Source organism: Mycobacterium sp. D16Q16 (assembly GCF_002013745.1).
In the GTDB taxonomy this organism is placed as follows: Bacteria; Actinomycetota; Actinomycetes; order Mycobacteriales; family Mycobacteriaceae; genus Mycobacterium.
The window spans coordinates 72,678-94,837 of record NZ_MAEY01000025.1; the positions used below are offsets into that span (position 1 = coordinate 72,678).

The 22,160-nt window shown below is 64.3% G+C and carries 28 protein-coding genes; 17 read left to right on the forward strand and 11 right to left on the reverse strand.

Annotated features, from left to right (window positions below; all coding sequences use genetic code 11):
- Positions 1-2: 2 nt before the first annotated feature.
- A complete protein-coding gene (locus B4394_RS21830; RefSeq protein ID WP_078316260.1) occupies positions 3-590 on the reverse strand; it encodes a TetR/AcrR family transcriptional regulator in 588 nt (195 codons plus the stop codon).
- 105 nt (positions 591-695) lie between these two features.
- Between B4394_RS21830 and B4394_RS21835 the strand changes: the two genes are divergently transcribed.
- From B4394_RS21835 to B4394_RS21860, 6 genes are read left to right on the forward strand one after another with little or no spacing between them, the layout of a single operon-like run.
- On the forward strand, positions 696-1,226 hold the full coding sequence (locus B4394_RS21835) for a DUF4242 domain-containing protein (RefSeq protein WP_078312804.1): 531 nt from the start codon (positions 696-698) through the stop codon (positions 1,224-1,226).
- Positions 1,223-2,272 carry an acyl-CoA dehydrogenase family protein gene (locus tag B4394_RS21840; protein WP_078312803.1) on the forward strand — a complete coding sequence of 350 codons (1,050 nt, stop codon included), beginning with the start codon at positions 1,223-1,225 and terminating at the stop codon, positions 2,270-2,272. Before B4394_RS21835 ends, B4394_RS21840 begins: the two co-directional genes overlap by 4 nt.
- Positions 2,248-2,976 (forward strand): ABC transporter ATP-binding protein, encoded by a 729-nt coding sequence (locus tag B4394_RS21845; RefSeq protein WP_078316300.1) that lies wholly within the window; start codon positions 2,248-2,250, stop codon positions 2,974-2,976. The genes B4394_RS21840 and B4394_RS21845 overlap by 25 nt, the downstream gene beginning before the upstream one ends.
- A complete protein-coding gene (locus B4394_RS21850) occupies positions 2,973-4,142 on the forward strand; it encodes an ABC transporter substrate-binding protein (protein ID WP_078316261.1) in 1,170 nt (389 codons plus the stop codon). Before B4394_RS21845 ends, B4394_RS21850 begins: the two co-directional genes overlap by 4 nt.
- Positions 4,139-4,963 (forward strand): ABC transporter permease, encoded by an 825-nt coding sequence (locus tag B4394_RS21855; protein WP_139360370.1) that lies wholly within the window; start codon positions 4,139-4,141, stop codon positions 4,961-4,963. The genes B4394_RS21850 and B4394_RS21855 overlap by 4 nt, the downstream gene beginning before the upstream one ends.
- A gap of 41 nt (positions 4,964-5,004) precedes the next feature.
- Positions 5,005-5,256, forward strand: coding sequence for a hypothetical protein (locus B4394_RS21860; protein ID WP_078312800.1), 252 nt, complete (start codon positions 5,005-5,007; stop codon positions 5,254-5,256).
- A gap of 7 nt (positions 5,257-5,263) precedes the next feature.
- Here B4394_RS21860 and B4394_RS21865 read toward each other — a convergent pair whose 3' ends face one another.
- Entirely contained in the window at positions 5,264-5,914 is a 651-nt protein-coding gene (locus B4394_RS21865; RefSeq protein WP_078312799.1) for an enoyl-CoA hydratase/isomerase family protein, read from the reverse strand.
- On the reverse strand, positions 5,914-6,573 hold the full coding sequence (locus B4394_RS21870) for a TetR family transcriptional regulator (RefSeq protein ID WP_078312798.1): 660 nt from the start codon (positions 6,571-6,573) through the stop codon (positions 5,914-5,916). Before B4394_RS21870 ends, B4394_RS21865 begins: the two co-directional genes overlap by 1 nt.
- 136 nt (positions 6,574-6,709) lie before the next feature.
- On the opposite strand from B4394_RS21870, the gene qcrB reads away from it, so the two are divergent.
- Genes qcrB through B4394_RS21885 form a run of 3 tightly spaced genes read left to right on the forward strand, consistent with a single transcriptional unit; the run spans position 6,710 to position 9,034 of the window.
- Positions 6,710-8,296, forward strand: a complete 1,587-nt coding sequence (qcrB, locus tag B4394_RS21875) for a cytochrome bc1 complex cytochrome b subunit (RefSeq protein WP_078316262.1) — start codon at positions 6,710-6,712, stop codon at positions 8,294-8,296.
- 34 nt (positions 8,297-8,330) lie between these two features.
- Positions 8,331-8,732: a guanyl-specific ribonuclease gene (locus tag B4394_RS21880; RefSeq protein ID WP_078312995.1), complete on the forward strand. Its 402-nt coding sequence runs from the start codon at positions 8,331-8,333 to the stop codon at positions 8,730-8,732.
- Positions 8,729-9,034 (forward strand): barstar family protein, encoded by a 306-nt coding sequence (locus B4394_RS21885; protein ID WP_078312994.1) that lies wholly within the window; start codon positions 8,729-8,731, stop codon positions 9,032-9,034. Before B4394_RS21880 ends, B4394_RS21885 begins: the two co-directional genes overlap by 4 nt.
- A 65-nt stretch (positions 9,035-9,099) precedes the next feature.
- On the opposite strand, the gene katG is transcribed toward B4394_RS21885, so the two are convergent.
- The 4 genes from katG to B4394_RS21905 form a co-directional block, all read right to left on the reverse strand.
- The gene (gene katG / locus B4394_RS21890) at positions 9,100-11,316 is read right to left on the reverse strand and encodes a catalase/peroxidase HPI (protein WP_078312993.1); all 2,217 of its coding nucleotides are present in this window, start codon (positions 11,314-11,316) and stop codon (positions 9,100-9,102) included.
- 36 nt (positions 11,317-11,352) lie between these two features.
- Positions 11,353-11,811: a Fur family transcriptional regulator gene (locus B4394_RS21895; RefSeq protein WP_078316301.1), complete on the reverse strand. Its 459-nt coding sequence runs from the start codon at positions 11,809-11,811 to the stop codon at positions 11,353-11,355.
- Positions 11,812-11,963: 152 nt separating this feature from the next.
- Positions 11,964-12,371, reverse strand: a complete 408-nt coding sequence (locus tag B4394_RS21900) for a MarR family winged helix-turn-helix transcriptional regulator (RefSeq protein ID WP_078313002.1) — start codon at positions 12,369-12,371, stop codon at positions 11,964-11,966.
- 174 nt (positions 12,372-12,545) lie between these two features.
- Positions 12,546-13,211, reverse strand: a complete 666-nt coding sequence (locus B4394_RS21905) for a GNAT family N-acetyltransferase (RefSeq protein WP_078316263.1) — start codon at positions 13,209-13,211, stop codon at positions 12,546-12,548.
- 243 nt (positions 13,212-13,454) lie between these two features.
- Between B4394_RS21905 and ripD the strand changes: the two genes are divergently transcribed.
- On the forward strand, positions 13,455-14,015 hold the full coding sequence (gene ripD, locus B4394_RS21915; RefSeq protein ID WP_057967767.1) for an NlpC/P60 family peptidoglycan-binding protein RipD: 561 nt from the start codon (positions 13,455-13,457) through the stop codon (positions 14,013-14,015).
- 24 nt (positions 14,016-14,039) lie between these two features.
- Here the strand turns inward: ripD and B4394_RS21920 are convergent, their stop codons facing one another.
- Positions 14,040-14,486 (reverse strand): SRPBCC family protein, encoded by a 447-nt coding sequence (locus B4394_RS21920; RefSeq protein ID WP_078316264.1) that lies wholly within the window; start codon positions 14,484-14,486, stop codon positions 14,040-14,042.
- A 109-nt stretch (positions 14,487-14,595) separates the two neighbouring features.
- On the opposite strand from B4394_RS21920, the gene B4394_RS21925 reads away from it, so the two are divergent.
- Positions 14,596-15,270 (forward strand): (2Fe-2S)-binding protein, encoded by a 675-nt coding sequence (locus B4394_RS21925; RefSeq protein ID WP_078316265.1) that lies wholly within the window; start codon positions 14,596-14,598, stop codon positions 15,268-15,270.
- A 17-nt stretch (positions 15,271-15,287) separates the two neighbouring features.
- Here B4394_RS21925 and B4394_RS21930 read toward each other — a convergent pair whose 3' ends face one another.
- Complete coding sequence (locus tag B4394_RS21930) at positions 15,288-16,769, reverse strand: flavin-containing monooxygenase (RefSeq protein WP_078316266.1); 1,482 nt, start codon at positions 16,767-16,769, stop codon at positions 15,288-15,290.
- A gap of 131 nt (positions 16,770-16,900) precedes the next feature.
- On the opposite strand from B4394_RS21930, the gene B4394_RS21935 reads away from it, so the two are divergent.
- Genes B4394_RS21935 through B4394_RS21945 form a run of 3 tightly spaced genes read left to right on the forward strand, consistent with a single transcriptional unit; the run spans position 16,901 to position 17,812 of the window.
- Complete coding sequence (locus tag B4394_RS21935; RefSeq protein WP_139361797.1) at positions 16,901-17,257, forward strand: hypothetical protein; 357 nt, start codon at positions 16,901-16,903, stop codon at positions 17,255-17,257.
- 44 nt (positions 17,258-17,301) lie between these two features.
- On the forward strand, positions 17,302-17,535 hold the full coding sequence (locus B4394_RS21940) for a hypothetical protein (RefSeq protein WP_078312987.1): 234 nt from the start codon (positions 17,302-17,304) through the stop codon (positions 17,533-17,535).
- A 25-nt stretch (positions 17,536-17,560) separates the two neighbouring features.
- Complete coding sequence (locus tag B4394_RS21945) at positions 17,561-17,812, forward strand: hypothetical protein (protein ID WP_078312986.1); 252 nt, start codon at positions 17,561-17,563, stop codon at positions 17,810-17,812.
- Positions 17,813-17,816: 4 nt separating this feature from the next.
- Here B4394_RS21945 and B4394_RS21950 read toward each other — a convergent pair whose 3' ends face one another.
- Complete coding sequence (locus B4394_RS21950) at positions 17,817-18,473, reverse strand: maleylpyruvate isomerase N-terminal domain-containing protein (protein ID WP_078312985.1); 657 nt, start codon at positions 18,471-18,473, stop codon at positions 17,817-17,819.
- 99 nt (positions 18,474-18,572) lie between these two features.
- Here B4394_RS21950 and B4394_RS21955 point away from each other — a divergent pair, with 99 nt between their 5' ends.
- The 3 genes from B4394_RS21955 to B4394_RS21965 all read left to right on the forward strand — a co-directional run bounded on the left by B4394_RS21955 (position 18,573) and on the right by B4394_RS21965 (position 21,817).
- Positions 18,573-19,055 (forward strand): hypothetical protein, encoded by a 483-nt coding sequence (locus B4394_RS21955; RefSeq protein ID WP_078312984.1) that lies wholly within the window; start codon positions 18,573-18,575, stop codon positions 19,053-19,055.
- Between the two features lie 147 nt (positions 19,056-19,202).
- Positions 19,203-20,450, forward strand: coding sequence for an MFS transporter (locus tag B4394_RS21960; protein WP_078313001.1), 1,248 nt, complete (start codon positions 19,203-19,205; stop codon positions 20,448-20,450).
- On the forward strand, positions 20,447-21,817 hold the full coding sequence (locus B4394_RS21965) for an LLM class flavin-dependent oxidoreductase (RefSeq protein WP_078312983.1): 1,371 nt from the start codon (positions 20,447-20,449) through the stop codon (positions 21,815-21,817). Before B4394_RS21960 ends, B4394_RS21965 begins: the two co-directional genes overlap by 4 nt.
- On the opposite strand, the gene B4394_RS21970 is transcribed toward B4394_RS21965, so the two are convergent.
- Positions 21,806-22,096, reverse strand: a complete 291-nt coding sequence (locus B4394_RS21970; protein ID WP_078312982.1) for a hypothetical protein — start codon at positions 22,094-22,096, stop codon at positions 21,806-21,808. The genes B4394_RS21965 and B4394_RS21970 overlap by 12 nt on opposite strands.
- Positions 22,097-22,160: the final 64 nt, after the last annotated feature.

A 22,160-nucleotide genomic window follows, 5' to 3' on the forward strand; every position in this document is an offset into this window, starting at 1 on the left:
GTCTAGCCGATCAATTCGCGAGTGAGTTTGCGCGCCAGCGTTATCGGCGCCACGGATTTCTCCATCTTGGAGGCGGTCAGCGCACCGTCGTAAAACAGCTGCACGCGCCGGGCGATGTTGTCAGGGCGCGACATCCCGGCCTCGCGCAGCAGTGCGGTCACGGTCGCACGGAACCACTCACGATGTGCTCGCACCGGTTCCCATTCCGTTCCGGGGAATTCGGTAGCGGCATTCGCGTACAGACAGCCGCGGAAGTTTCTGGCACTCGCGGCAGCGGCGGCCAGATCGAAGAACGTCAGGACCTTAGCGATGGGATCGCGCTGCGTAGCGACCGCCGCGTTCCAGCGGTTGCGATCACGCTGATCCAATTCTTCGAGGTAGGCGACGATGAGCGCATCCTTGGATCCGTAACTGCTGTACAGACTCGCCTTGGCAACCCCCGCCTCGCGCAGGACCTGATCGATCCCAACCGCTCTAATTCCCTGCGCCGCAAAGAGATCTGCGGCCGCGCGCAGCAGTCGATCGGCGGGCGCGAGCACACGGGGAGTCGAGGCGGCCGCAGCGGCCGCGGGTACTGTCGTGGGGCTCATGAGAGCAGGGTAACCCACCAGACCTCCATAGACAGACCGGTCTGTCCATGGAACCGTCCCCCTTGTCGCACATCGAAGTCGTCCACCGAAGTTAGGAAGAGTGACGTGACGCTGCATCTTTACGAGATCGCCCTTGCCCCTGCCGACAAGCCCGATGCCACACAACTTCTCAAAGATATCGATGGGCTGGTTCATCGCGGCGGCGGCGAATTGATCGAAGCGCAGGTGACACGCGAGGCTCGCCGTATCTTCGTCATCGCCGAGTTCAGTGGTGAGGCGACCCTGTTAGACGCGGATTCTCTGGGCGTTGAGACGGTTTCGGGACCGCATCCGGTTCGCCTGGTGGGCGCAGACCTGGACCAGCTGAAATCGGTGCGACCGGCGGCGGGATACCTGGTGGAATGGGACCTGCCCGCGGACCTGGATATGCAGACCTATCTCGCACGCAAGAAGGCCAAGGCGCCCAAGTACGCCGACGTGCCTGAAGTGAGCTTCCTGCGTACCTACGTCCGTGAAGACATGGACAAGTGCCTGTGCTTCTACGACGCGCCCGACGAGGACGCTGTGCTCCGTGCCCGCAAGGCCGTCGACACCCCGGTCGACAGACTGCACGGACTTGGAAACATCTCGCTATGACGGCGGCCGTGGTCAAGGACATCGACGCGGCCCTGGAACGGGTCGGCGACTCGGTGGCGGCGCGTGCGGCCGCTCTCGACGCGGAGGAGACTGACGTACGCGCCGATATCGCCGCCCTGGGCGCTGAGGGTCTGTTCGATGCCGGTCTTGCCGCTGCTGACCTCGCACCCGTGGCGCGGGTGATTGAACGGATAGCCACAAGCAGTCTGGCCGTGGGCTTCTCGGCATGGGCGCATCGCATGACCATCGAGTATGTGAGCCTGGCGCCGCAGGCCTTTCGTGCGGCACATCTGCCCGCCCTGACGGCCGGACGCCGCCCGGGGGTCACCGCGATGGCAGCCGGTCTCAAACAGGTTGCGGGGCTGGGGGAGGTACCGCTGCGCGCTACGACGCATCCCGACGGCCTACGCATTACCGGCCCGATCCGATGGGCTTCCAACGTGTTTCCCGATGCGCTGATGGTGCTGCCGGCCCGCGGGGCGGACGGTGCCACCTTCGTGGTGGCGGTCGATGTCAACGCGGAGGGGATACGCATCGATCGACCGCCGAATCTGATGGCGTTAACGGCCACGGCCTCGACATCCCTGCAACTGGATAATCTCCAAGTTCCTGCCGAGAACATCATCAGCACAGACCTGCGAGGTTTCGTCGCCCGAATCCGGCCGGCCTTTCTCCTGCTCCAGACCGCCTTCTGCACCGGGGTCAGCGGTGCGGCACTTCGCGGCGCACAATCCGCGCGCAGCGAGCTCGCCGGACAGTTCACCACCGAACTGGGAGAGCTCTTGCAGCAGAATCACACCCTGCGAGATCGTCTCTACGCCTTTGCGGCAGCACCATCTGGTCCCAGCATCGCCGAGCTTCTCCGGCTCCGGCTGGATGCCGCTGTCCTCGCCGGTCAGGCGTCGCGGTTGGAGGTCACCTTGGCCGGGGGCGCCGGTTACGCGCTGGGAACGGCGGCCAACCGGCGGTTTCGCGAGGCCGCGTTTCTGCCCATTCAATCACCCTCGGAAGGACAGCTGCGGTGGGAACTGACGCGGTACGAATAACACACGGCACCAGGTATTTCGGATCAACAGCTGCCTTCCGGGAGATCGATGTCCAGGTGACATCCGGCGAGTTCGTGGCCGTCCTGGGCCCCAGCGGGAGTGGCAAGTCCACCCTGTTGCGCGTACTCGCGGGACTCGAAGAACTCAGCACCGGAACCGTCGACTGGGGATCGGACGGAGGGCGGCCACGAACGGGTGTGGTGTTCCAAGACGCCCTGCTGATGCCGTGGCTCACCGTCGCGGAGAACATCGCATTTGCCAAGCGATTCGCGGTGCACCGCAGCGGCTTCGACGACGCGTACGTGGACGACTTGGTCGCTCGTTTCGGGATACGGCGGCTCGCGGATCGATATCCCGATCAATTGTCTGGCGGTCAGGCCCAACGTGTCTCGATCCTGCGCGCGGCGGCCACCCGTCCTCGGTTACTGCTCCTGGACGAACCGTTCAGCGCCCTCGACCCTGCGACGCGGGCAGATCTGCAGTCCTGGTTGGCAGATCTGGCCGCAGAGTTGGCCGTCACCGTCATCCTGGTGACCCATGACGTCGACGAAGCATTGACACTCGCGCACAGAGTGATCCTCTTGGGCGACGACGGACGTATACGTCAGCAGTGGTCGCTCGATAGCGGTACCGCCGTGCAGCACGGCCGGGTACGCCAGGAAATCCTGACCCAGTATCAACCGGCGGAGGCGGGGACCGAGTGAGCGGGATTGTCTCGCGCCGGGCCGTACTGGCGGGAGCTGCTGGGATAACGGCCACGGCAGGAATTTTCGGTGGTGCTGGACTGATTCGCACCGCGGTGTCCGACGCCTCGAACACCACCTCCCAGTTGCGCATCGGGTATCTGCCGATCACCGACGCAGCACCGCTGCTACTCGCGCACGCCGCCGGGATGTATCCGGCGGGCGCTGTCAGCGCCGCCAAACCCGTGCTGTTCCGTAGCTGGGCCGCACTGGCGGAGGCCTTCATGGCCCGGCAGATCGATGTGGCGCATCTGCTGATGCCGATGGCGATCCAGCTCCGACAGGTACTGGGACACGGTGTACGCGTGCTCGGGTGGAATCACACCAATGGATCGGCACTCACTGTGGCTCCAGATATCGAACACCTGGAGGATCTGGCCGGCACCCAAGTGGCCATTCCCTTTTGGTGGTCGATCCATAACATCGTCTTACAAGAGCTGCTGCGCGGCCATGGATTGCGGCCGGTGGTTCGGAGCGCCGCCTCGCGTGGCCAGCGCACCGTTGAGCTCATCGTCATGAGCCCCTCCGATATGGTGCCGGCGCTGGCCAACCGGTCCATCGGGGGATACGTCGTCGCCGATCCGTTCAACGCCATCGCACAGATCAAGAAGATCGGACGGATCCATACGTTTCTCGGCGATGTGTGGCGTGACCATGCCTGCTGCGTGCTCGTCACACGCGATGATGTGATCGCCAGTCGCGCCCCGGCCGTACAGGGTGTCACCGACGCGGTGGTAGCTGCCCAGCTGCGGATCGACGGCGACAGAAAAGCGGCGGCGACCGCGCTCGCCGGAGGAAAGTACCTGCCGCAACCGGTGGCGGCGGTGCAGACGGCATTGACCTACCCAAATCCGCCCTACCCGCTGAAACATCCTGATTGGCACCCACAGCGCCTTGGCTTCCAGCCGTTTCCCTATCGGAGCTTTACGCAGCGGTTGGTCGAGTCGATGCACGACACCGTGGTCGACGGCGATCGTGGATTTCTGGACCGGCTGGACCCAGCCCGGTTACACGATGACCTCGTCGACGACACCTTTGTCCGCCGGGCAATCGCCACACATGGGGGACCACAGGCCTTCGGTATCGCAGCCGATTTCACCCGAACAGAACAGGTACAGGCATTGTGAGCACCATCGAGAGCGCTCCCGCGATCATCCGTGACGGCGGAGCCACACCCGCGAAACCACGGTTGCTCCCCAAGATCTGGCCTCCGGCACTGGCCATTTCGGCGAGCATCGTCCTGTGGTGGCTCGCGAGCTCGGTACTCAGCCAACCCCATTCGCTGCTACGTCAGACCGCTCCGGACAAAGTATTGCCCGCAGTCATCGATCTGCTGAATCGCGGCGTCTTACTGCCGGACGCCGGAATCAGCCTGTGGCGATTGGTGATCGGACTCTGCCTTGCCGTTGTGATCGGCGTACCAGCGGGCCTGTTACTGGGCGTGAGTTCCACCGCCGAACGTGCGGCACGTCCCGTTATTCAGTTCCTGCGGATGATCTCGCCACTGTCGTGGACGCCGATCGCGGTGGCCGTGTTCGGGATCGGCAGTCAACCTGTCATTTTCCTCATCGCCGCGGCGGCGGTATGGCCGATTCTCCTCAACACCACCGCCGGCGTGCACGGTATCGAACCCGGGTACCTGCACGTGGCACGGTCATTTCATGCCACTCGCATCGAACTCCTCACCGCGGTCATACTCCCGGCCATCCGGGGCAGCGTTCAGACTGGTGTGCGCATCGCGTTGGGTATCGCGTGGGTGGTCCTTGTTCCCGCCGAAATGCTGGGCGTGCGATCCGGTTTGGGCTATCAAATCCTCAACGCACGCGATCAGCTGGCCTACGACCAGGTGGTGGCCGTCATTCTCGTGATCGGTGCGCTCGGGTATGCCCTGGACGCTGCCGCAAAACGGGTACTGGCACCGAGGTTTCGCATACCTCCTGCCGAGTAGGCTCACACAAGCAGCACTACCCGATACCGGAGGTGGTCCCTATGAACCTGCTTGCCCGCCGATTGGTGATCCTCGTCGCTGGAACGCTTTTGCCGCTCGCCGTGGTCTCGGGCATCGCGCCGGGCATCGGCTCGGCGGATCCCATCGTGCCCAACTGTCCGGACGGATGGTGGGACCCGGTAGCCAACACCTGCCGGCCAGCGGTCGCGACCACACCGTTGAACTGCGATAACGGTTGGTGGTGGGACCCGGTGGGCAACGTGTGTCGCCCACCGGTCATTCCACCTCAGTAGAGCGGCCTTACGCCGCCAGTGCAGCGGTGGTCGCGGCGAACATGGTCGTCTTGATGGCGCCCAGGGTGCCGCTGCCCTTACTGGTCAGGGGACTCATCAGATCGACTGCGACACTGAGTACTTGGTCCTCGGACACGGCCCGGTCGGCCAGACCCGCAGCCACGGCGGCGTCTCCGCTGTATCGGTGCCCGGTGGTCATGGCGGTGACCGCTGTCTGCGGGGTCACCTTGGCCTGAATGAGGCTCGCCATTCCGGGGGTGAATGGGATGTTGATATCGACCTCGGGGAAGCACAGGTACCCACGGTCGGATCGCATCACCCGGTAGTCGTGGGCGACGGCAAGCATTGCCCCTGCCCCGAACGCGTGACCGTTGACCGCGGCGACGGTGGGCAGCGGGAGGGTGAGAACTCGGCTGAAGAGCGCGTGCACGCGGCCGACGTACCAATCACTCTGATCACCGTGGGCCATCAGCCACTCCAGATCGAGTCCGTTCGAATAGAACTTTCCGGTCCCCACGGTGACCAATGGCTTGGCGTGCGTCAGCGCATCGTCGAGCAGCCCGTCGACGGCATCGAGCCAATCGGGGGAGAAGCGGTTCTCGTCCGTGCCGAGGTTCAGAACCGCGATGGTGTCCTGAAGTTCGAGGGTGGGGGGCATCACGTGCTTCCTTTCATTGTGGCGCCCTTCATTTTTGGGCGTACTGGAGGTGGATCGAGAGCAAGAATGGCGCGTACCGCCGCCTCCAGACGAGCGCGTGCTTCCACATCGGGCCGGCGGCGACCCCGCAGCAGAAGGCCGGTCGGCAACCCCACGATGCAGTCCTCGATGACCTGAACCGCGCGACCGTCCTCCCGATCCCACAGGGCTTGCGATAGCAGAATGAACAACGCGACAAGCCTGGCGTCGACGTTCGCCATGGCCTCGGCGACGTCGTCAGGAACATCGGGGCCCAGAAGATCCTCGCGCCGTACGCCGAGCACGAGCCGCGAGGATTCAGGGAATCGTTCGGCGAAGACGGTGGGGCTGTCGGCGGCCGCGACAACGGCGTTCACCGCGGCGACGTGGATGGGCGCACCCGTCGCGAACGCTCTATCCACGGCGTCGCGCTGCATGGCAAGGAACCGCTCCGCGGCACGCAACCACGCCCTTCCGACCATCGCACCACGTGATCCGAAGGCATGATAGATCGCGCCATTGGACGTTCCGGTCATCTGCGAAACCGCCCGGACCGTCACCGCCGCCGGGCCCGCGTCCACCGCGATCCGCTCGGTGGCATCGAGCAGATCGTCGACGGAGTGGATGCGCGGGCGGGGCACCCCCGGACAGTAACAGAGCAGACGCTCTGTTATCAAAATGGCTGGCTCCATCAAATCTCCGACAATTACTACCGCGAGTAGTAATGACGTACTACTCTCCGTAGTAGGCATAAGGTCTCTTCCCAAGGGAGCAGCTATGGGTCAAGCAACGGAGCTTGCCAAGGCGGTCGATTCGCGCTACCACCCGTCATCGGGCCTGCGAAGACAGATGAACAAGGTCTTCCCGACGCACTGGTCATTTCTGCTGGGGGAGATCGCGCTGTATAGCTTTGTGTTGCTGCTGCTCTCGGGCATCTATCTGGCCCTGTTCTTTGACCCGTCGATGGCCGAGGTCACCTACAACGGCGTCTACCAACCGTTGCGCGGCATGCAGATGTCCAAGGCCTACGAGAGTGCCCTGAATCTGAGCTTTGAGGTCCGCGGTGGCCTGTTTGTCCGCCAGATCCACCACTGGGCGGCACTGATGTTCGCGGCCTCCATCGTCGTGCACTTGGCGCGCATCTTCTTCACCGGCGCATTTCGGCGCCCACGCGAGGCCAACTGGGTGATCGGCTCGGTCCTGCTGATCCTGGCCATGGCAGAAGGGTTCGCGGGCTACTCGCTGCCCGATGATCTGCTGTCCGGCACCGGACTTCGCGTGGTCACCCAGGGCATGATGTCGCTACCGGTCGTCGGCACCTGGATGCACTGGGCGCTTTTCGGCGGCGACTTCCCCGGAAACATCGTGCTGCCAAGACTTTACGCCCTGCATGTGCTGCTCATTCCCGCCATCATGATCGCGCTCATCGGGGTGCACCTGGCGCTCGTGTGGTACCAGAAACACACACAATTCCCGGGTCCGCGCCGTACCGAGTCCAATGTTGTGGGGGTGAGGATCGTTCCGGTATTCGCCATGAAATCCGGCGCGTTCTTCGCCATCGTGACCGCTGTTCTCGCGCTTATGGGTGGCCTACTGCAGATTAACCCGGTCTGGAACCTCGGGCCCTATAAGCCATCCCAGGTAGCGGCCGGATCGCCACCCGATATCTACCTGATGTGGACCGACGGCCTGCTGCGGCTCGTCCCGGATTGGGAGCTCTACGTCTTCGGCTACACCGTGCCCGCAGTGCTGTGGGGGGTACTGGGCATCATGCTCGCGTTCGCGGTGATTGTCGCCTGGCCTTGGATCGAGAGACGCATTACCGGTGACGACGCCCATCACAACCTGCTGCAGCGTCCGCGTGATGCCCCGGTACGCACCGCCATCGGTTCGGCGGCGATCTCGTTCTACATGATCCTGACGCTGGCCGCCATGAACGATGTCATCGCGCTGAAGTTCCACATCTCGCTGAACGCGACGACCTGGATCGGCCGCATCGGCATGGTCATCTTGCCGATCGTCGTCTACTACCTCGCCTACCGGTGGGCCATCGGCCTGCAGCGCAGCGACCGCGCGGTGCTCGAACACGGCATCGAAACCGGCATCATCAAGCGACTGCCGCACGGCGAATACATCGAGCTGCACCAGCCACTAGCCGGAGTCGACGAGCACGGCCACGCCATCCCGCTGGAATACCAGGGCGCGGCAGCACCACAGCGCATGAACAAACTCGGATCCGCCGGCGCACCCGGCACCGGCTCGTTCCTATTCGCCGACCCCGCCGACGAACAGGCCGCACTGGTCGAAGTCGAGCACGCGTCCACGCACAACGAATTGGCCGTGCTGCGGGGAAGATCGAGCTAGCGCTGTCGTCATCGACGGCAGTTCCAGCAGATGCATGCAGTACCGTCGAGGAATGTCGCCGTGTTTGCGCGCCGTCGGCGCCGCGCTCCTCGCGGTGGCGCTCATCGGTTGCACCGAGCCCTTGTCGGCGCGCGCCACCATCTCTCAGTGCAGCCTGGGCGAGCTACCTTCGGAGGCCACCGGAACCGTGGACCTGATCCATGCCGGCGGACCGTTCCCGTATCCCCGCAATGACGGCGTCGTGTTCCAGAATCGCGAGAGGATATTGCCCTCCGAGCCCCGCGGGTATTACCACGAGTACACGGTCCGCACTCCGGGCGGTAAGACCCGCGGCACGCGGCGCATCATCACTGGCGGCAATCCGCTAAACGATCCGCCGCACGTCTACTACACAGGCGATCACTACCAGTCATTCTGTGAGGTCGAAGGCGCATGAAGACCTATTTCGTCGATGGCTCCCGCGTGCGTACCCGGGAGGACTTCTTCACCGAGCTCGGCCGCGCGGTGAACGGGCCGGGCGGCTACTTCGGCGGCAACCTCGACGCCCTTGTCGATTGCCTTCGGGGCGGATTCGGCACCCCCGAAGATGAGCCGTTCCGGTTCGTTCTGCGGGACGCGACGCGCATCAAGTCAGCGGTGGGGAAGAGGGATTGGGACGCCATCGAGGAGATCTTCGAGGAGGCAGGCGTGCCGCTGACGACGCGTGCTCAGGCGAAAGACCCGGACGACAGGCCGTAACAAGTCCTGACACATAGCGCGATGGCCGGCCCCCGAAGAAGCCGGCCATCAACATGCTGCGAGTATCAGCGAACGTCGAACCGGTCCGCGTTCGACACCTTGACCCACGCCGCGACGAAGTCCTTGACGAACTTCTCCTTGGCGTCGTCCTGCGCGTAAACCTCTGCCAGAGCGCGCAGCTCGGAGTTCGCACCGAACACCAGATCCACCCGGCTCGCGGTCCACTTCGCCGAACCGCTGGCACGATCGGTTCCCACGTAGGTGCCGTCGCCGTCCGACGACGGCGTCCACTCGGTACCCATGTCGACCAGATTGACGAAGAAGTCGTTCGTCAATGTTCCGGGGTTGTCGGTGAGCACGCCGAGCTCGGAGCTCTGGTAGTTGGCACCCAGCACGCGCAGACCGCCGACGAGGACAGTCAGTTCGGGCGGGGACAGCGCCAGCAAGTTGGCCTTGTCGATCAACTTGTACTCGGCAGGAATCTGCGCTCCCTTGCCCAGGTAGTTGCGGAACCCATCGGCTGTCGGCTCCAGGTAGGAGAACGACTCGACATCGGTCTGTTCCTGAGTCGCATCGCCACGGCCGGGTGTGAACGGCACGGCGATATCGAAACCGGCATCCTTGGCCGCCTTTTCGACGGCGGCAGCGCCACCGAGCACGACGAGATCCGCGAACGAAACCTTCTTTCCTCCCGCGTTGAAGGACTCCTGGATGCCCTCGAGCGTGCGGATCACCTGGGCGAGCTCATCGGGCTCGTTGGATTCCCAGCCGGCCTGCGGCTGCAGCCGGATACGGCCACCGTTAGCACCACCGCGCTTGTCGCTGTTGCGATAGGAGGCCGCTGCCTTCCATGCGGTGGAAACCAGCTGCGGCACCGTGAGGCCGGAAGCGAGGATCTGCTTCTTCAGCTCGGCGACGTCATCGGCCCCGATGGTGGTGTCCGAGGCGGGGATGACGTCCTGCCACAGCAGGGTCTCCTTGGGCACCAGCGGACCGAGATAGCGGCTGACCGGCCCCAGGTCGCGGTGGATCAGCTTGTACCAGGCCTTGGCGTAGGCGTCGGCCAGCTCTTCGGGATGGTCGAGCCAGCGCCGGGTGATCCCTTCGTAGATGGGGTCGAAGCGCATCGATAGATCCGTGGTGAGCATCGAGGGATGCGTCTTGCCCGTGCCCTGGGCCGCCGGCACCGAGTTGGCCCAGCCGCCGTCCTTGGGCTTCCACTGATGCGCGCCGGCGGGGCTCTTGGTCAGCTCCCACTCGTTGCCGTACAGAATCTCCAGAAAGCTGTTGTCCCACTTGGTCGGCGTGTGGGTCCAGGTGACTTCCAGACCACTGCCGATCGCGTCATTGCCCTTGCCGGTGCCGAACGAGCTCTTCCATCCGATGCCCATCTGCTCCAGCGGCGCGTCCTCGGGAACCGGCCCGACCAGGCCGGCATCGCCCGCGCCGTGCGTCTTACCGAAGGTGTGGCCACCGACGATCAGCGCGGCGGTTTCCTCGTCGTTCATCGCCATCCGGGCGAAGGTCTCGCGGATGTCGATGGCGGCGGCCTGCGGATCCGGATTGCCGTTGGGGCCTTCGGGATTGACGTAGATCAAACCCATTTGCACCGCGGCAAGGGGGTTCTCCAGGTCGCGATCGCCGGTGTAGCGCTCGTCGCCCAACCAGGTGTGTTCGGGGCCCCAGTAGACGTCCTGTTCGGGCTCCCAGCGGTCCTCACGCCCGAACGCGAAACCGAAGGTCTTGAATCCCATGGTGTCCATGGCGTGGTTACCGGCAAAGACGATGAGGTCGGCCCAGGACAACGAGTTCCCGTACTTCTTCTTGACGGGCCACAGCAGGCGCCGCGCGCGATCGAGCAGCACGTTGTCGGGCCAGCTGTTCAGTGGGGCGAATCGCTGCATACCGGCGCCCGCGCCGCCCCGGCCATCGGCGACGCGATAGGTGCCCGCGGCATGCCACGACATACGAATGAACATCGGGCCGTAGTTACCGAAGTCGGCGGGCCACCAGTCTTGAGAATCGGTCAGCACCCTCTCGACATCGGCCTTGAGCGCGTCGACGTCGATCGTCTGGACGGCCTTGGCGTAGTCGAAGTGCTCACCGAGAGGGTTGGCGGCAGGAGGATTCTTCTTAAGGATTTGCAGGTTGAGCTGGGTGGGCCACCATTCGCGATTGGCGTTACCACCCTCGACCGGATAGTTGAGACGACCGCCCGCAACGGGGCAACCGTTCGATGGCTGGTTGTTCGCCTCTGCGATGGGCGGGTGTTCTTCAGGCACAGCGATCCTTTCGGGAGGGGGTGATGTGGGCTGTGATCACGTGTGTGATCCCGAAATTCGTGTGGGCGCTTGCGGGGAAGCGCAGTCGGGGCATAGGCCCCAATAGATGACCTCGGCCTCCTCGAGGACGAAACCGTTGTAGTCGGATGGGGTGAGACACGGTGCGGCACCGACGGCACAGTCGACGTCTGCGATGACGCCGCACGAGCGGCATACGACATGGTGATGGTTGTCGCCGACCCGCGATTCGTATCGTGCGACGGAGCCGGAGGGCTGGATCTTGCGCACCAGGCCCGCCGATGTCAGCGCCGCCAAGACGTCGTACACGGCCTGACGGGAGACCTCGGGCAGGCCGGTCCTGACGACACCAAAAACAGTCTCGGTGTCAGCATGCGGATGTGCTTCCACGGCTTCGAGAACGGCGATCCGGGGCCGGGTCACGCGCAGATCGGCAGTCCGCAACAGCGCCGCGTACTCATCCGATGTGAGGGCCACCACGTCAGTATGCCTCAATTATCTGGAATGAATCCAGGAAAACTGCAAAAGAGTTGGAAAGAGTTCACGATCCGCCTGACCAGCGCAAAGAAGCCGACACGGATCGTCAATAATGTTGACAGCGAGCGCTTTTGCACCCAGTAACGGGTGGATTACCTGGCCGACATAGTTTCGATCACGCCACCGAGCAGCCTGCGCAGCTGGGCGCGATCTTTATCTGTCATGTTGGCGAGTATCTCGTCGTCATCCTCGCGCAGAGTGGCGTCGGCACGCTCGAAGAGCTTCCGCCCTTTGGCGGTCAACTCAGTGGTCAGCACCCTGGCATCGGCCTGTCGGCGCGATCGGAGTACCAGGCCCGCCTCTTCGAGTGAGCGCTGGACCAGGCTTACCGCCTGGGGCGTGATGCGAAGCTCTGCAGCGATCTCAACGTTGGATATCCCCGGCTGCGCGGACAGCACGGCCAGGCACTCCATCTGCGGCACCGTCACACCGAAGTCGCGCACGATCGCCGAGGCTCGTGACCACAGCACTCGATAGATCTGAGACACCAGAATGCCCATCGGAGATTCCTCGTATGTGCTCATACCGCGCTAACAGTAGCGGACTTCGTCGGTGATCCACCGCCCGAACAGGTGCGGCCGGACGGCGTGTCGTCCAGAAAATTCACACCAATTCGTCAGTGTATCAAGCACATTGATCAACACTCTTGATGAGCGCCCGGCCTGCCTCGATACTCAGGAAGGGGCGGCCCCGGGCGCCCGCACCACCATGGGCACGGCGGGGAAGTAGGCCGCCATCACCGACCGGGATTTCCGCAAAGCCGCTGTGCCGTACCCCTTCTTTCGATGATCGGGATGAACCCAGATCCGCACGTTCACCTCGCCGTCCACCAGCTCCCCAAAGACTATGCCCACCTTGCTGGGCCCTTCGAATGCGACGAACCATGCCGCTTCCTCGTCGTCGATACGTGCGAGCGCCGCCCTCAACTCATCATCGAGACCGCCCGCCGGGGCGCCGGAACCGTCGCCCGCCTGGCCCACCTCTTCGGTGCGCGCCGCGAAGATATCGGCATCGGAGTCTCCGGAGAACGGTCGCAGTTCGAGGCTATCGCCCGAGCTCGCGGGGCGCTCCAGAAGGGTGAAGGTGAGCTGACTGTTGAGATCCTCAAGTTCGGCGGCATTCTTGCGGCGCTCGTCCTTGGTCAGCTGGTCGAAGGACATGCCCATCACCGCTTCGCCACCCAGGTGCGAAGTTCCCAGCAATGTAGCGATCGCATCGATGGCGCTCTTTCGGTCATCGGCCTCCACAATCAGATCAAGCACTTCATGGCGCCGTTCGAACGCACTCGTGAGTGCGTCGGCAATCTCGCGGCGGGTGGCAAGGCGGTCGTGATCGGTCATGGCGTCAGCCTACGACCGGCGGGCCGACCGCGCTCAAGAAACGTTGAGCGCAACGGTTGACTTATCGCCGCACAGCTTCCCAGTGTCACCGTTCGGTCACAGTACGACAACTCATTGGCTATGTCGCAGAACCTAATTGGGATCTACACGGCGCCAACGGTAGAAAGGATCTTGGTGGTCATCGCCGGCCGGAAGGAACCACCCGGGAGCCAGAGTTCACGGCCGGAGAGAAGCGACAATCGAATGAAACGCACCTACGCAGTCCTGCTCGGCATCGCCCTGTTGTTCGCCACGCCGGGGCTGGCCGCCGCTGACGTCCACCGAAGCCCCGCCGACGCGCAGAAGGCCATTAACGCGGTGATCGCGAGGGGTCTGGCTCAGCGCGGCGTGCCGTTCACGTATGGGGGCGGTAACGCTGACGGACCGACCACGAGCACCGACACCGCGCCGGCCGCACCCGAGGCGGCGACGAGCCTGTTGGGATTGATCCCGGCCCCGGTGGCTACGCCCGCCCCGAAGGTTCCGGGATTCGACGCCTCCGGGCTCATGGTCTACTCCTACGCCGCCGCCGGCATCAAACTGCCCCGCCGGTCCGGCGACCAGTACGACTACAAAGGTGGCCGGAAAGTTCTTCCAGCACAGGCACTCCCGGGAGATCTCATCTTTTATGGCCCCAACGGGAGCCAGAGCGTGACGATGTTCTTGGGGAACAACCTCATGCTCGAGGCGTCCGAACCCGCGGTGCAGGTATCGCCGGTGCGCTTCAATGACATGGCCCCCTACCTTGTTCGCGTGATCGAGTAGTCACCAGCGCGACTTTCTGCGCGATCAACGCTCCCGCAGGAAGTCGTCAATCCGCTCCAGAACGGCGGGCCAGCCCACGAGACACAGCTGCCGGAACCGCATCTGGTCGTGGTCCTTCGGATTGAATCCGGTCGCTTCGACAGACAGTCGCGTGCCCTCCGAGTCCGGCTTCAGGATCCAGCGCGAGTCGATGACGATCGAACCGTCGCGGGTGGCCATTCGGTAGGCCAACACCTCATCGTCGACCACCTCAGTGAACCGGCCGTCGATCTCGCCGACGAATCCGCTTCCCACGAACGGGAAGACGTTAAACGAAAAGTTAAGTCCTGTCTCGTATTTCGTTGGCCCGAAGTCTCTGACCCACTGCCCGAATAGCTGTGGCGAGTTGAGTATCGACCACACGCTATGGGCAGGATGCGAGTAGTGGTATTCAAAGTTGACAGTAGTGAGGTCCCCGACCTGCTCAGCCACCAAACACCCCTTTCGTGCACACCGCCTATCGATGCGGTGGACGCAAACAACTTAATCCGAATACCTCGCCCGCGCGTGATCTTGATCGTGCTGGTGGCATCATCGGCGTGTGAGCGCGGTTGAGCTGTCGGCCTTCGGGCCCTTCTTCACCGTCGAGGCCCATGACGCCGGGGAGGTACCGGTGCATCCGTGGCGTCCGATGGCGGAGCTAGCCGACGGATCGAGCGCACTCGCGGACCGGATCGACAGCGTGCGAGTCAGTCTCGCCGCACGCATGGCGATAAGCCCCGCCGACATCGATCCGCGGGTAGCGGCCTCCGTGGCTCACCTTGGCCTTGTCGCCCGCATCCTCGCGCCCACCGTTGCCGCCGCGACATGCGGTGAGCTGCGCATCTCGCAGGACTTGCGCGAGTTGTGGTGGCAGGACGCACTGGGCGGCCCGTTTCCGCTGTCAGTGGTCCTACGGGCGGGGGAGCGCAACACCTCTGCCGGATCGGCCGTCGAATTGATAACTCGGGGCGTGATGGACCAATCCGGCGTAAGTCACCGCGTTCTGTGGGGAAACATCGGATCGGCCGTCAACAGCGCCGCGCGTCTGATTGCCTCATCGCGATCGGAGCTGACCGAGGCCGCCCGCGAAGTCGCCAACGCATACCTTCGCGACCAGCGCATCGACGACGGCACCCTGCGCGCGGGACCGGATTTCCGGAGGCGCAGCTGCTGCCTTATCTACCAGCTCACCGACGACCGTTCCGCGGTCTGCGGTGACTGTGTCCTCACCTAAATCTGCGACGAGCCGGGCTAGGCCAGCTGGTACGCCTCCAGCGGGAAGGACTCCTGCTCCTTGTACGCGCTGGCCGTCGAGGTCGGGCGCAGCAGCGCGGCCTCCCCGTGCTGATTGAAGTAGTAGCTTCGTGCCGTCTGGCAGCTGCCGAGGTAGAACACCGAATTGTCCAGGTTGCCAACCATGCGATTCAGGAATTCGGTGTTGGCCTCGTCGGTGACCTCGAAGGTCTCGGTGCCGGTGCGCGCCATCTCGCCGAAGAGCCGCTTGATATGCCGCATCTGGGACTCGATGGTGTCGAAGTAGGACAACCCGCTGTAGGAGTAGGGCCCGTTGAGCGTCAGCAGATTGGGGAACTTGGGGACCGCAATCCCCTCGAATGCCTGGAAACGATTGTCCCGCCAGAACTTTCCGAGGTTGTAGTCCTCACGACCGACCACCTCGAACGCGGGGAAGGCTGATTCCCACAGATTGAAACCGGTGGCCAGCACCAGGGTGTCGATGACCGTCTTGCGACCGTCCGCGGTGACAATGCCGTCGGGCTCGATGCGCTCGATCGATGCCGTCTCGAGACTCACGTTCTTCTTGCTGAACGCTCGGAAGTACGTGTTCGAGAAGGTTGGCCGCTTGCAGCCGAAGTCATAGTCGGGCGTCAGCTTGCGGCGCAGCTCGCGATCACGCACCTGCGCGAACAAATGCGCCTTGGCCAGCATCGCGGCCCCGTTGTTGGCCTGCCGGAACTGGCGGAAATGCAGCACTCCGCCCACCATGATCACCTCAAGGATCGCCGAACCCACTGTGCGAGCGATCTTTTGGGTACGTGGCACCTTGGCGAATAGCTTCTTGATCACGCCGGGGACCCTCGCGTCGGCCTTGGGTACGACCCAGATCGGGGTGCGCTGGTACACGGTGAGGTGTTGCGCATCCTTGGCCAGCTCAGGGATGAGCTGAACAGCGGTGGCGCCAGTGCCGATCAAACCAATCTTGTGGCCCGCGGCACGATAGCTGTTGTCCCACTTGGTGGTGTGGATGATCTTGCCGGCGAAGGATTCAATACCCTCGATATCGGGCATTTTCGGTTGGGACAGGTAGCCGGTGGCCGTGAGCAGGTACTTGCCGGTGACGGTATCGCCGGCTTCGGTGGCCACCACCCAGTGCTGGCCTTCCTCGTCCCAGCGCGCACCCGATACCGGGGTGTTGAAACGCATGTACTTGCGCAGATCGTGCTTCTCGGCGACGTGAGCGGCGTACTGCTTGAGCTCCGCGCCCGGCGCGAACAATCGGGACCAGTACGGGTTCGGCTCGAATGAGTACGAATAGGTAGCCGACGGGATGTCGACAGCCAGGCCGGGGTAGTGATTGACGTGCCAGGTACCGCCGAGATCATCCTCGCGATCCAGGATCGCCAGATTGGTCAGGCCCAGCTCCTTGAGCTGAATCGCTGCGCCCATCCCACCGAAACCGGCCCCGACGATCACGGCGTCAAACTGCGTTGTCATGTCCCAATGCTAGCCGCGAGCGCCGATAAATAGTTCGTCCGTCTAGATGTGCTCCACGCCACATGACACGATGGTTACTTTATGACACATAGTGTCATATGGTGGACCTCGTAACGAGAGGAGTCACACCAATGATCACCCAATGCGCAGGTCAACGCAGCAGAATGCCCGTCCTGGCGGTGTCCGCGACGGGATTCGCCGCGGCAGCGGTGATCGCGGCCGACGCCCTTTTCGGATCAGTGGTTGCCGTAGCGGGCCCGGCCGCGGTGGGCGGTGCCCAAGGCGTCATCGACATGCTCACCTCTGAGGGGTACCGCGTGATTGTCACCAAGGTCGGTGGCCGAGACATCGAGGACTGCACGGTGCGATCCATCCTGACCCAGTCTCCGGTGCACCACCTGCACACGAGCGATATCAGGCCGGCGCCGGCTCGCGGACAAGAACCCCCGGACTTCAAGATGGCCTACGTCACCCTCAACTGCGCCTAGACGAAGCAGTGCATACCCAGCGCGCGACAGAAGGGAAGCAATCGATGCTCGCCACCAATCTGGGCATATCGCTGGCCGCCGCATGTGCGGTCGTGGCTGTGCTCTTGCCTGCCGATGGCGCGCGCGTCCTGAATCCCGACCCACTTCAAACACCCTGCGACACAGATGAATTCGGGTACTGCGTGCCGGGCGGTACGAGTCCCCGCGTCCCGGAAGGCACCAACCCCGACGTCCCATGGGGAGTCAGCATTCAGAACTTCCCGTACGGACAGCACTGACCAGAACGATAGAAGGGTCCCGATCATGCAGATCAGACACATCGGAGGGCGCCGCGCCGCGCAGGCGCTGGTATCTATCGCCGTCGCCGTGGCGCTACCGATGCCCACACCGGCCCGGCGGGCACCCCTCGCCGGCGGCGAGACTCCCTGCCATGGGCAGATCTTCTGCCCGGCAGGCGGCACCAATCCATGGCTTCCTTACGGGACCAACCCCTTAGTGCCCTGGGGTACCAACCCTCCTGCCATCGCCTACGACCCGAACTCGGCGTCGCGCTGACGACTCACCCGAGGAACACCGGAAACCTGCCCCCATCAGCCTCCAGCTGGCGGACCTGTGCTGGGGTCGGGGAGCGCCGCCCCGTCGCGATCAACAGAGCGTCGGTATCCGATAGCGCGAACGGAAACTCCTGCTCGGCTATCTGCTCCACCATCTGACGAGCCCGCGAGAGTCCCGCAGCGGGAGGACCGGCCACATCGGTCAGATGTGCGACAAGGTCGAGATGATGCAGCGTCCACTCCAGGACGTAGGCGTCGAGGTAATCACCCGCGGTGAGAATCTGTCCCTTCGTGGCCAGCGGCTGGTCCGGGTCGGCGAGCGACGCCGCACGCCCTGCGGCCGCGCCGAGATCGTCGAGATGGAAGGTGAGCAGACCGGGCTCCCGGTAGGCGGCGGCAAGCCGCACAATCAGCGCGTCCAGCGGATCTTGACCGCTCGGCGGTGCGTCCAGCACGTCCCAGTAGGTCAGGGCGTTGTGGGTTGGTGACGCGCCACTGGGGGTCGCGAGCGTGATCAGCACATCCTGGGCGTCGATGATCAGGTGACACACCAGATCGCGGACGAGCCACCCGGTGCAGCCGGAGGGCTGCGCAAACGCCTGGTCTTGCAGACCTGCGACCGCGGCACGCAGGGCAGCCCAGCTGTGGGTGAAGAGGTCCACGGCCGGAACCTAGCAGGACGGGCGACAAGTGGCACGGAACTGCCGGGGCCCCGCATCCGACCTCTACTCTCAGAGATGTTCGAAATTGGGAGGCATTGAGTGAAGACGCAGCGCCAGGACGTTGGGCTTGAGGACACGCTTCGCGCGATCGAGCGCGGCGTGCTTGAGGACGTCTGGATGAGCAGGCCACGCCGCTGGACCGCGCTAGTGGCGGCCATCGTCCTGGGACTGGCCGCGACGAGCCGCTGGTCAAACCTCGGTGCCCACGTCAGCCCGTCGCTGCATGTCGACGCGGTCGTGCCGGGGACATCGATCATGTTCCTGGCGGCATGCGTTGTCTCGCTCATCGCTCTGCGGCGGAGACACTTCCGGTGGTGCTGCGCGGCGGCGTACACCGCGGCGCTTGGCACGGTGACCAGTCTCGCCGCACTGTGGTGGCATCAGACCGCCGACGGGTCCGATCCGTTGGTATGGACGCTGCTCACCGCACTTTCCTCGGCGACTCTGACCGTGACGTGGCTCGCGACAATCCTTACCCCACTGGAGGATTCACAGCCCGATATGCGGGCTGGCGGCTTCTAGCCCTGCCGCTGAAATCCCGCCGAGCGCAAAGGTTCCCACCAGCCGCCGGGCAGTACACCATGGCGTCACGTGACCACCACCAGCGCGGCGCCTGCCGCCGACGCGAGCACGGGCAGTCCCGGTGCCCGCACCGTGGCGCTGAGTTGCATGGTCGGCACCACGATCGAGTGGTACGACTTCTACCTCTATGCGACGGCTGCAGCGCTTGTCCTCAAGCCGTTGTTCTTCCCGACCGTCTCACCGACCGCGGGCACGCTTGCCTCATTCGCCACCTACGCGGCAGGTTTCGGTGCGCGACCAATCGGAGCGGTGATCGCCGGGCATGTGGGAGACCGCTTGGGGCGTAAGGCTGTTCTCGTCGGCGCTCTGCTACTCATGGGCATCGCCACCGCGATCATCGGCGCCCTGCCGACCTATGCCGAGGTGGGTGTTCTCGCACCGGCGGCGCTGGCAGTGCTACGGGTACTGCAGGGCCTTGCTGCGGGAGCGGAATGGGGCGGGGCCGCCCTGCTATCGGTTGAACACGCCCCTGCCGGTCGCCGGGGCCTGTTCGGTAGCTTCACCCAGCTGGGCTCGCCCGCGGGAATGCTCTTGGCCACCGGGGTATTCGGTCTGACCCGCCTGCTCACCGGGCCGGAGGCGTTTCTCGCGTATGGCTGGCGGATCCCATTCCTCAGCAGTGTTGTCCTGGTCGTCATCGGACTGGCGATCAGGCTGCGGCTGAGCGAATCGGCGGTCTTCCGGCAGGTGCGCGAGCGCGGCGAGGTCGCGCGCCTGCCGGTGGTGGAGGTGATGCGCACACAGCCCCGTAATGTGCTGCTCACCACCGGCTTACGACTATCCCAGATCGCGTTGTTCGTGCTGTTGACGACCTACTCGCTGACGTACCTGCAGGACCTGTTCGGGAAGGACAGTCAGGTTGGGTTGACCGCCGTCCTGATCTCTTCGGCGATCGGCATCCTGAGCACCCCTGCGTGGGCGGCGCTCTCGGACAAGGTGGGCCGCCGCGCGCTCTATCTGTTCGGCGCCGCCGCCGGGCCGGTGGCCCTGACGCTGTTCTTCCTGGCCGCCGCGAGCGGGTCGAAAGTCCTCGTCGTGCTCTCCATTGTGTTCGGCATCAACATCGTTCACGACGCCATGTATGGGCCGCAGGCGGCGTGGTTCGCCGAGCTTTTCGACACCCGCGTCCGCTACAGCGGGGCATCCCTCGGCTACCAGATCGGTGCCGTGCTGTCTGGCGGGTTTGCCCCGTTGATCGCCGCGGCACTCCTGGCCGCCAATCACGGCAGCCCCTGGCTCATCGTCATCTACTACCTGGTGCTGGCGGCACTCACCTTCGCCTCGGCACGCGCCGCGCGCGAGACCTACCGCGATCGGATCGGAGATTCGCTATGAGCCGGATCTATCTCAACGCCTTCGACATGGCATGTGTCGGTCACCAGTCACCCGGCCTGTGGCGCCATCCCGAGGACCAGGGACACCGCTACCGCACGCTGAGCTATTGGACGGGGCTCGCCCGGTCCCTTGAGGCCGGGGGTTTCGATCTGCTGTTCCTCGCCGATGTGCTGGGCGCCTACGACGTCTTCGGCGGTTCACGGGATGCCGCCGTGGCCGATGCCGCGCAGTTCCCGGTCAATGATCCGACGTTGGCCGTCTCGGCGATGGCGGCAGTCACCGAAACACTCGGGTTCGGCATCACGCTGTCACTCACATACGAACAGCCGTATGCATTGGCCCGTCGTCTCTCAACGCTCGATCACCTCACCGAGGGGCGGGTCGCCTGGAACATCGTGACTTCTTATCTCGACAGTGCGGCAAGGAATTTGGGGCTGGACGCGCAGATACCGCACGATCAGCGCTACGACATCGCCGACGAGTACCTGCAGGTCTGTTACAAGCTCTGGGAGGGCTCCTGGGAGGCCGGCGCGGTGGTGCGTGACCGCGCACGCGGTATCTTCACCGACCCCGCCAAGGTCCACGACATCGAGCACCGCGGCCGGTACTTCACCGTTCCCGGACCATTCCTGTGCGAACCGTCCGCACAGCGCACGCCGGTGCTGTTCCAGGCCGGTACCTCACCGCGCGGAGTCCGATTCGCGGCCGCGCACGCTGAAGCGGTGTTCGTGTCGGGCCCGACGCCCGAGATGGTGCGGGGGCCGGTGCGGGCACTTCGCGACGAAGCCGCCCGGCTGGGCCGCGACCCCCGGTCCATCAAGGTATTCACGATGGTGACGCCGATCGTCGCCGAGACCCACGACCTGGCAGTCGCCAAATTGCGCCAGTACCGTCAATTCGTCAGCACCGCTGGCGCATTGGCACTGTTCGGCGGCTGGACCGGCGTCGACCTCGCCGAACTGGACCCCGACGAGCCACTGCGTCATGTCGAGACCGATGCCAACCGTTCGGCATTGGCCTCGTTCACCAAGGACCCGAGCCGAACCTGGACAACGCGGGAACTGGCGCAGGAAATCGGGATAGGCGGGCGCGGACCGGTTCTCGTCGGCTCGGCCTCCGGTATCGCCGACGAACTGGAACGCTGGGTCGACGAGGCGGACGTCGACGGGTTCAACGTCGCGTACGTGACCACACCCGGGACCTTCGTCGATTTCGCCCGTTTCGTCGTGCCCGAGCTGCGCCGCCGCGGGCGGGTGCCGCATCATCGCGAAAGGCACACGCTGCGTGAGCATCTCGGCGGTCACGGCCCACACCTGGCCGACGGCCACCCAGGCACTTCGTACCGACGGGCGGGACTACCCGGCTGAGAGGGTCGAGTGGTCACCGAATCGATCGCTGAGCGCCACGAGCAGCTGGTCGAGGGCGGCCAGTTCCGCACGCTTGGCGCCGACGAGCCGGTGCAGGCGCGAGAGGCTGGATGGCTTGCCGCTCTGTCTTCTTCGCTCCAGAGAGGCGAGATGGTCGTCCAATTCCCGCCGTGCCACCGAACGCAGCTCTCCGATGACATCCTGGTAGTACTGCGCCTGTCGCAGGTCCGCGTTCCGACCGGGCAGAATCGGATCGCCGATCTTGGCCAGGCTGCTCACGGTTCACGGCCCATGTTGCACACTCCTGGTGTCGCTCTCATGCGGACACGCTAGGGCCGCACAA

Excerpts from the sequence above, each read along its gene's own strand:
- B4394_RS21830 (WP_078316260.1), bottom strand. The coding sequence starts at position 590 with ATGAGCCCCACGACAGTACCCGCGGCCGCTGCGGCCGCCTCGACTCCC.
- B4394_RS21840 (WP_078312803.1), top strand. The coding sequence starts at position 1,223 with ATGACGGCGGCCGTGGTCAAGGACATCGACGCGGCCCTGGAACGGGTC.
- B4394_RS21860 (WP_078312800.1), top strand. The coding sequence starts at position 5,005 with ATGAACCTGCTTGCCCGCCGATTGGTGATCCTCGTCGCTGGAACGCTT.
- B4394_RS21865 (WP_078312799.1), bottom strand. The coding sequence starts at position 5,914 with ATGCCCCCCACCCTCGAACTTCAGGACACCATCGCGGTTCTGAACCTC.
- qcrB (WP_078316262.1), top strand. The coding sequence starts at position 6,710 with ATGGGTCAAGCAACGGAGCTTGCCAAGGCGGTCGATTCGCGCTACCAC.
- B4394_RS21880 (WP_078312995.1), top strand. The coding sequence starts at position 8,331 with ATGCAGTACCGTCGAGGAATGTCGCCGTGTTTGCGCGCCGTCGGCGCC.
- B4394_RS21885 (WP_078312994.1), top strand. The coding sequence starts at position 8,729 with ATGAAGACCTATTTCGTCGATGGCTCCCGCGTGCGTACCCGGGAGGAC.
- B4394_RS21900 (WP_078313002.1), bottom strand. The coding sequence starts at position 12,371 with ATGGGCATTCTGGTGTCTCAGATCTATCGAGTGCTGTGGTCACGAGCC.
- B4394_RS21905 (WP_078316263.1), bottom strand. The coding sequence starts at position 13,211 with ATGACCGATCACGACCGCCTTGCCACCCGCCGCGAGATTGCCGACGCA.
- ripD (WP_057967767.1), top strand. The coding sequence starts at position 13,455 with ATGAAACGCACCTACGCAGTCCTGCTCGGCATCGCCCTGTTGTTCGCC.
- B4394_RS21930 (WP_078316266.1), bottom strand. The coding sequence starts at position 16,769 with ATGACAACGCAGTTTGACGCCGTGATCGTCGGGGCCGGTTTCGGTGGG.
- B4394_RS21935 (WP_139361797.1), top strand. The coding sequence starts at position 16,901 with ATGATCACCCAATGCGCAGGTCAACGCAGCAGAATGCCCGTCCTGGCG.
- B4394_RS21940 (WP_078312987.1), top strand. The coding sequence starts at position 17,302 with ATGCTCGCCACCAATCTGGGCATATCGCTGGCCGCCGCATGTGCGGTC.
- B4394_RS21945 (WP_078312986.1), top strand. The coding sequence starts at position 17,561 with ATGCAGATCAGACACATCGGAGGGCGCCGCGCCGCGCAGGCGCTGGTA.
- B4394_RS21960 (WP_078313001.1), top strand. The coding sequence starts at position 19,203 with ATGGTCGGCACCACGATCGAGTGGTACGACTTCTACCTCTATGCGACG.
- B4394_RS21965 (WP_078312983.1), top strand. The coding sequence starts at position 20,447 with ATGAGCCGGATCTATCTCAACGCCTTCGACATGGCATGTGTCGGTCAC.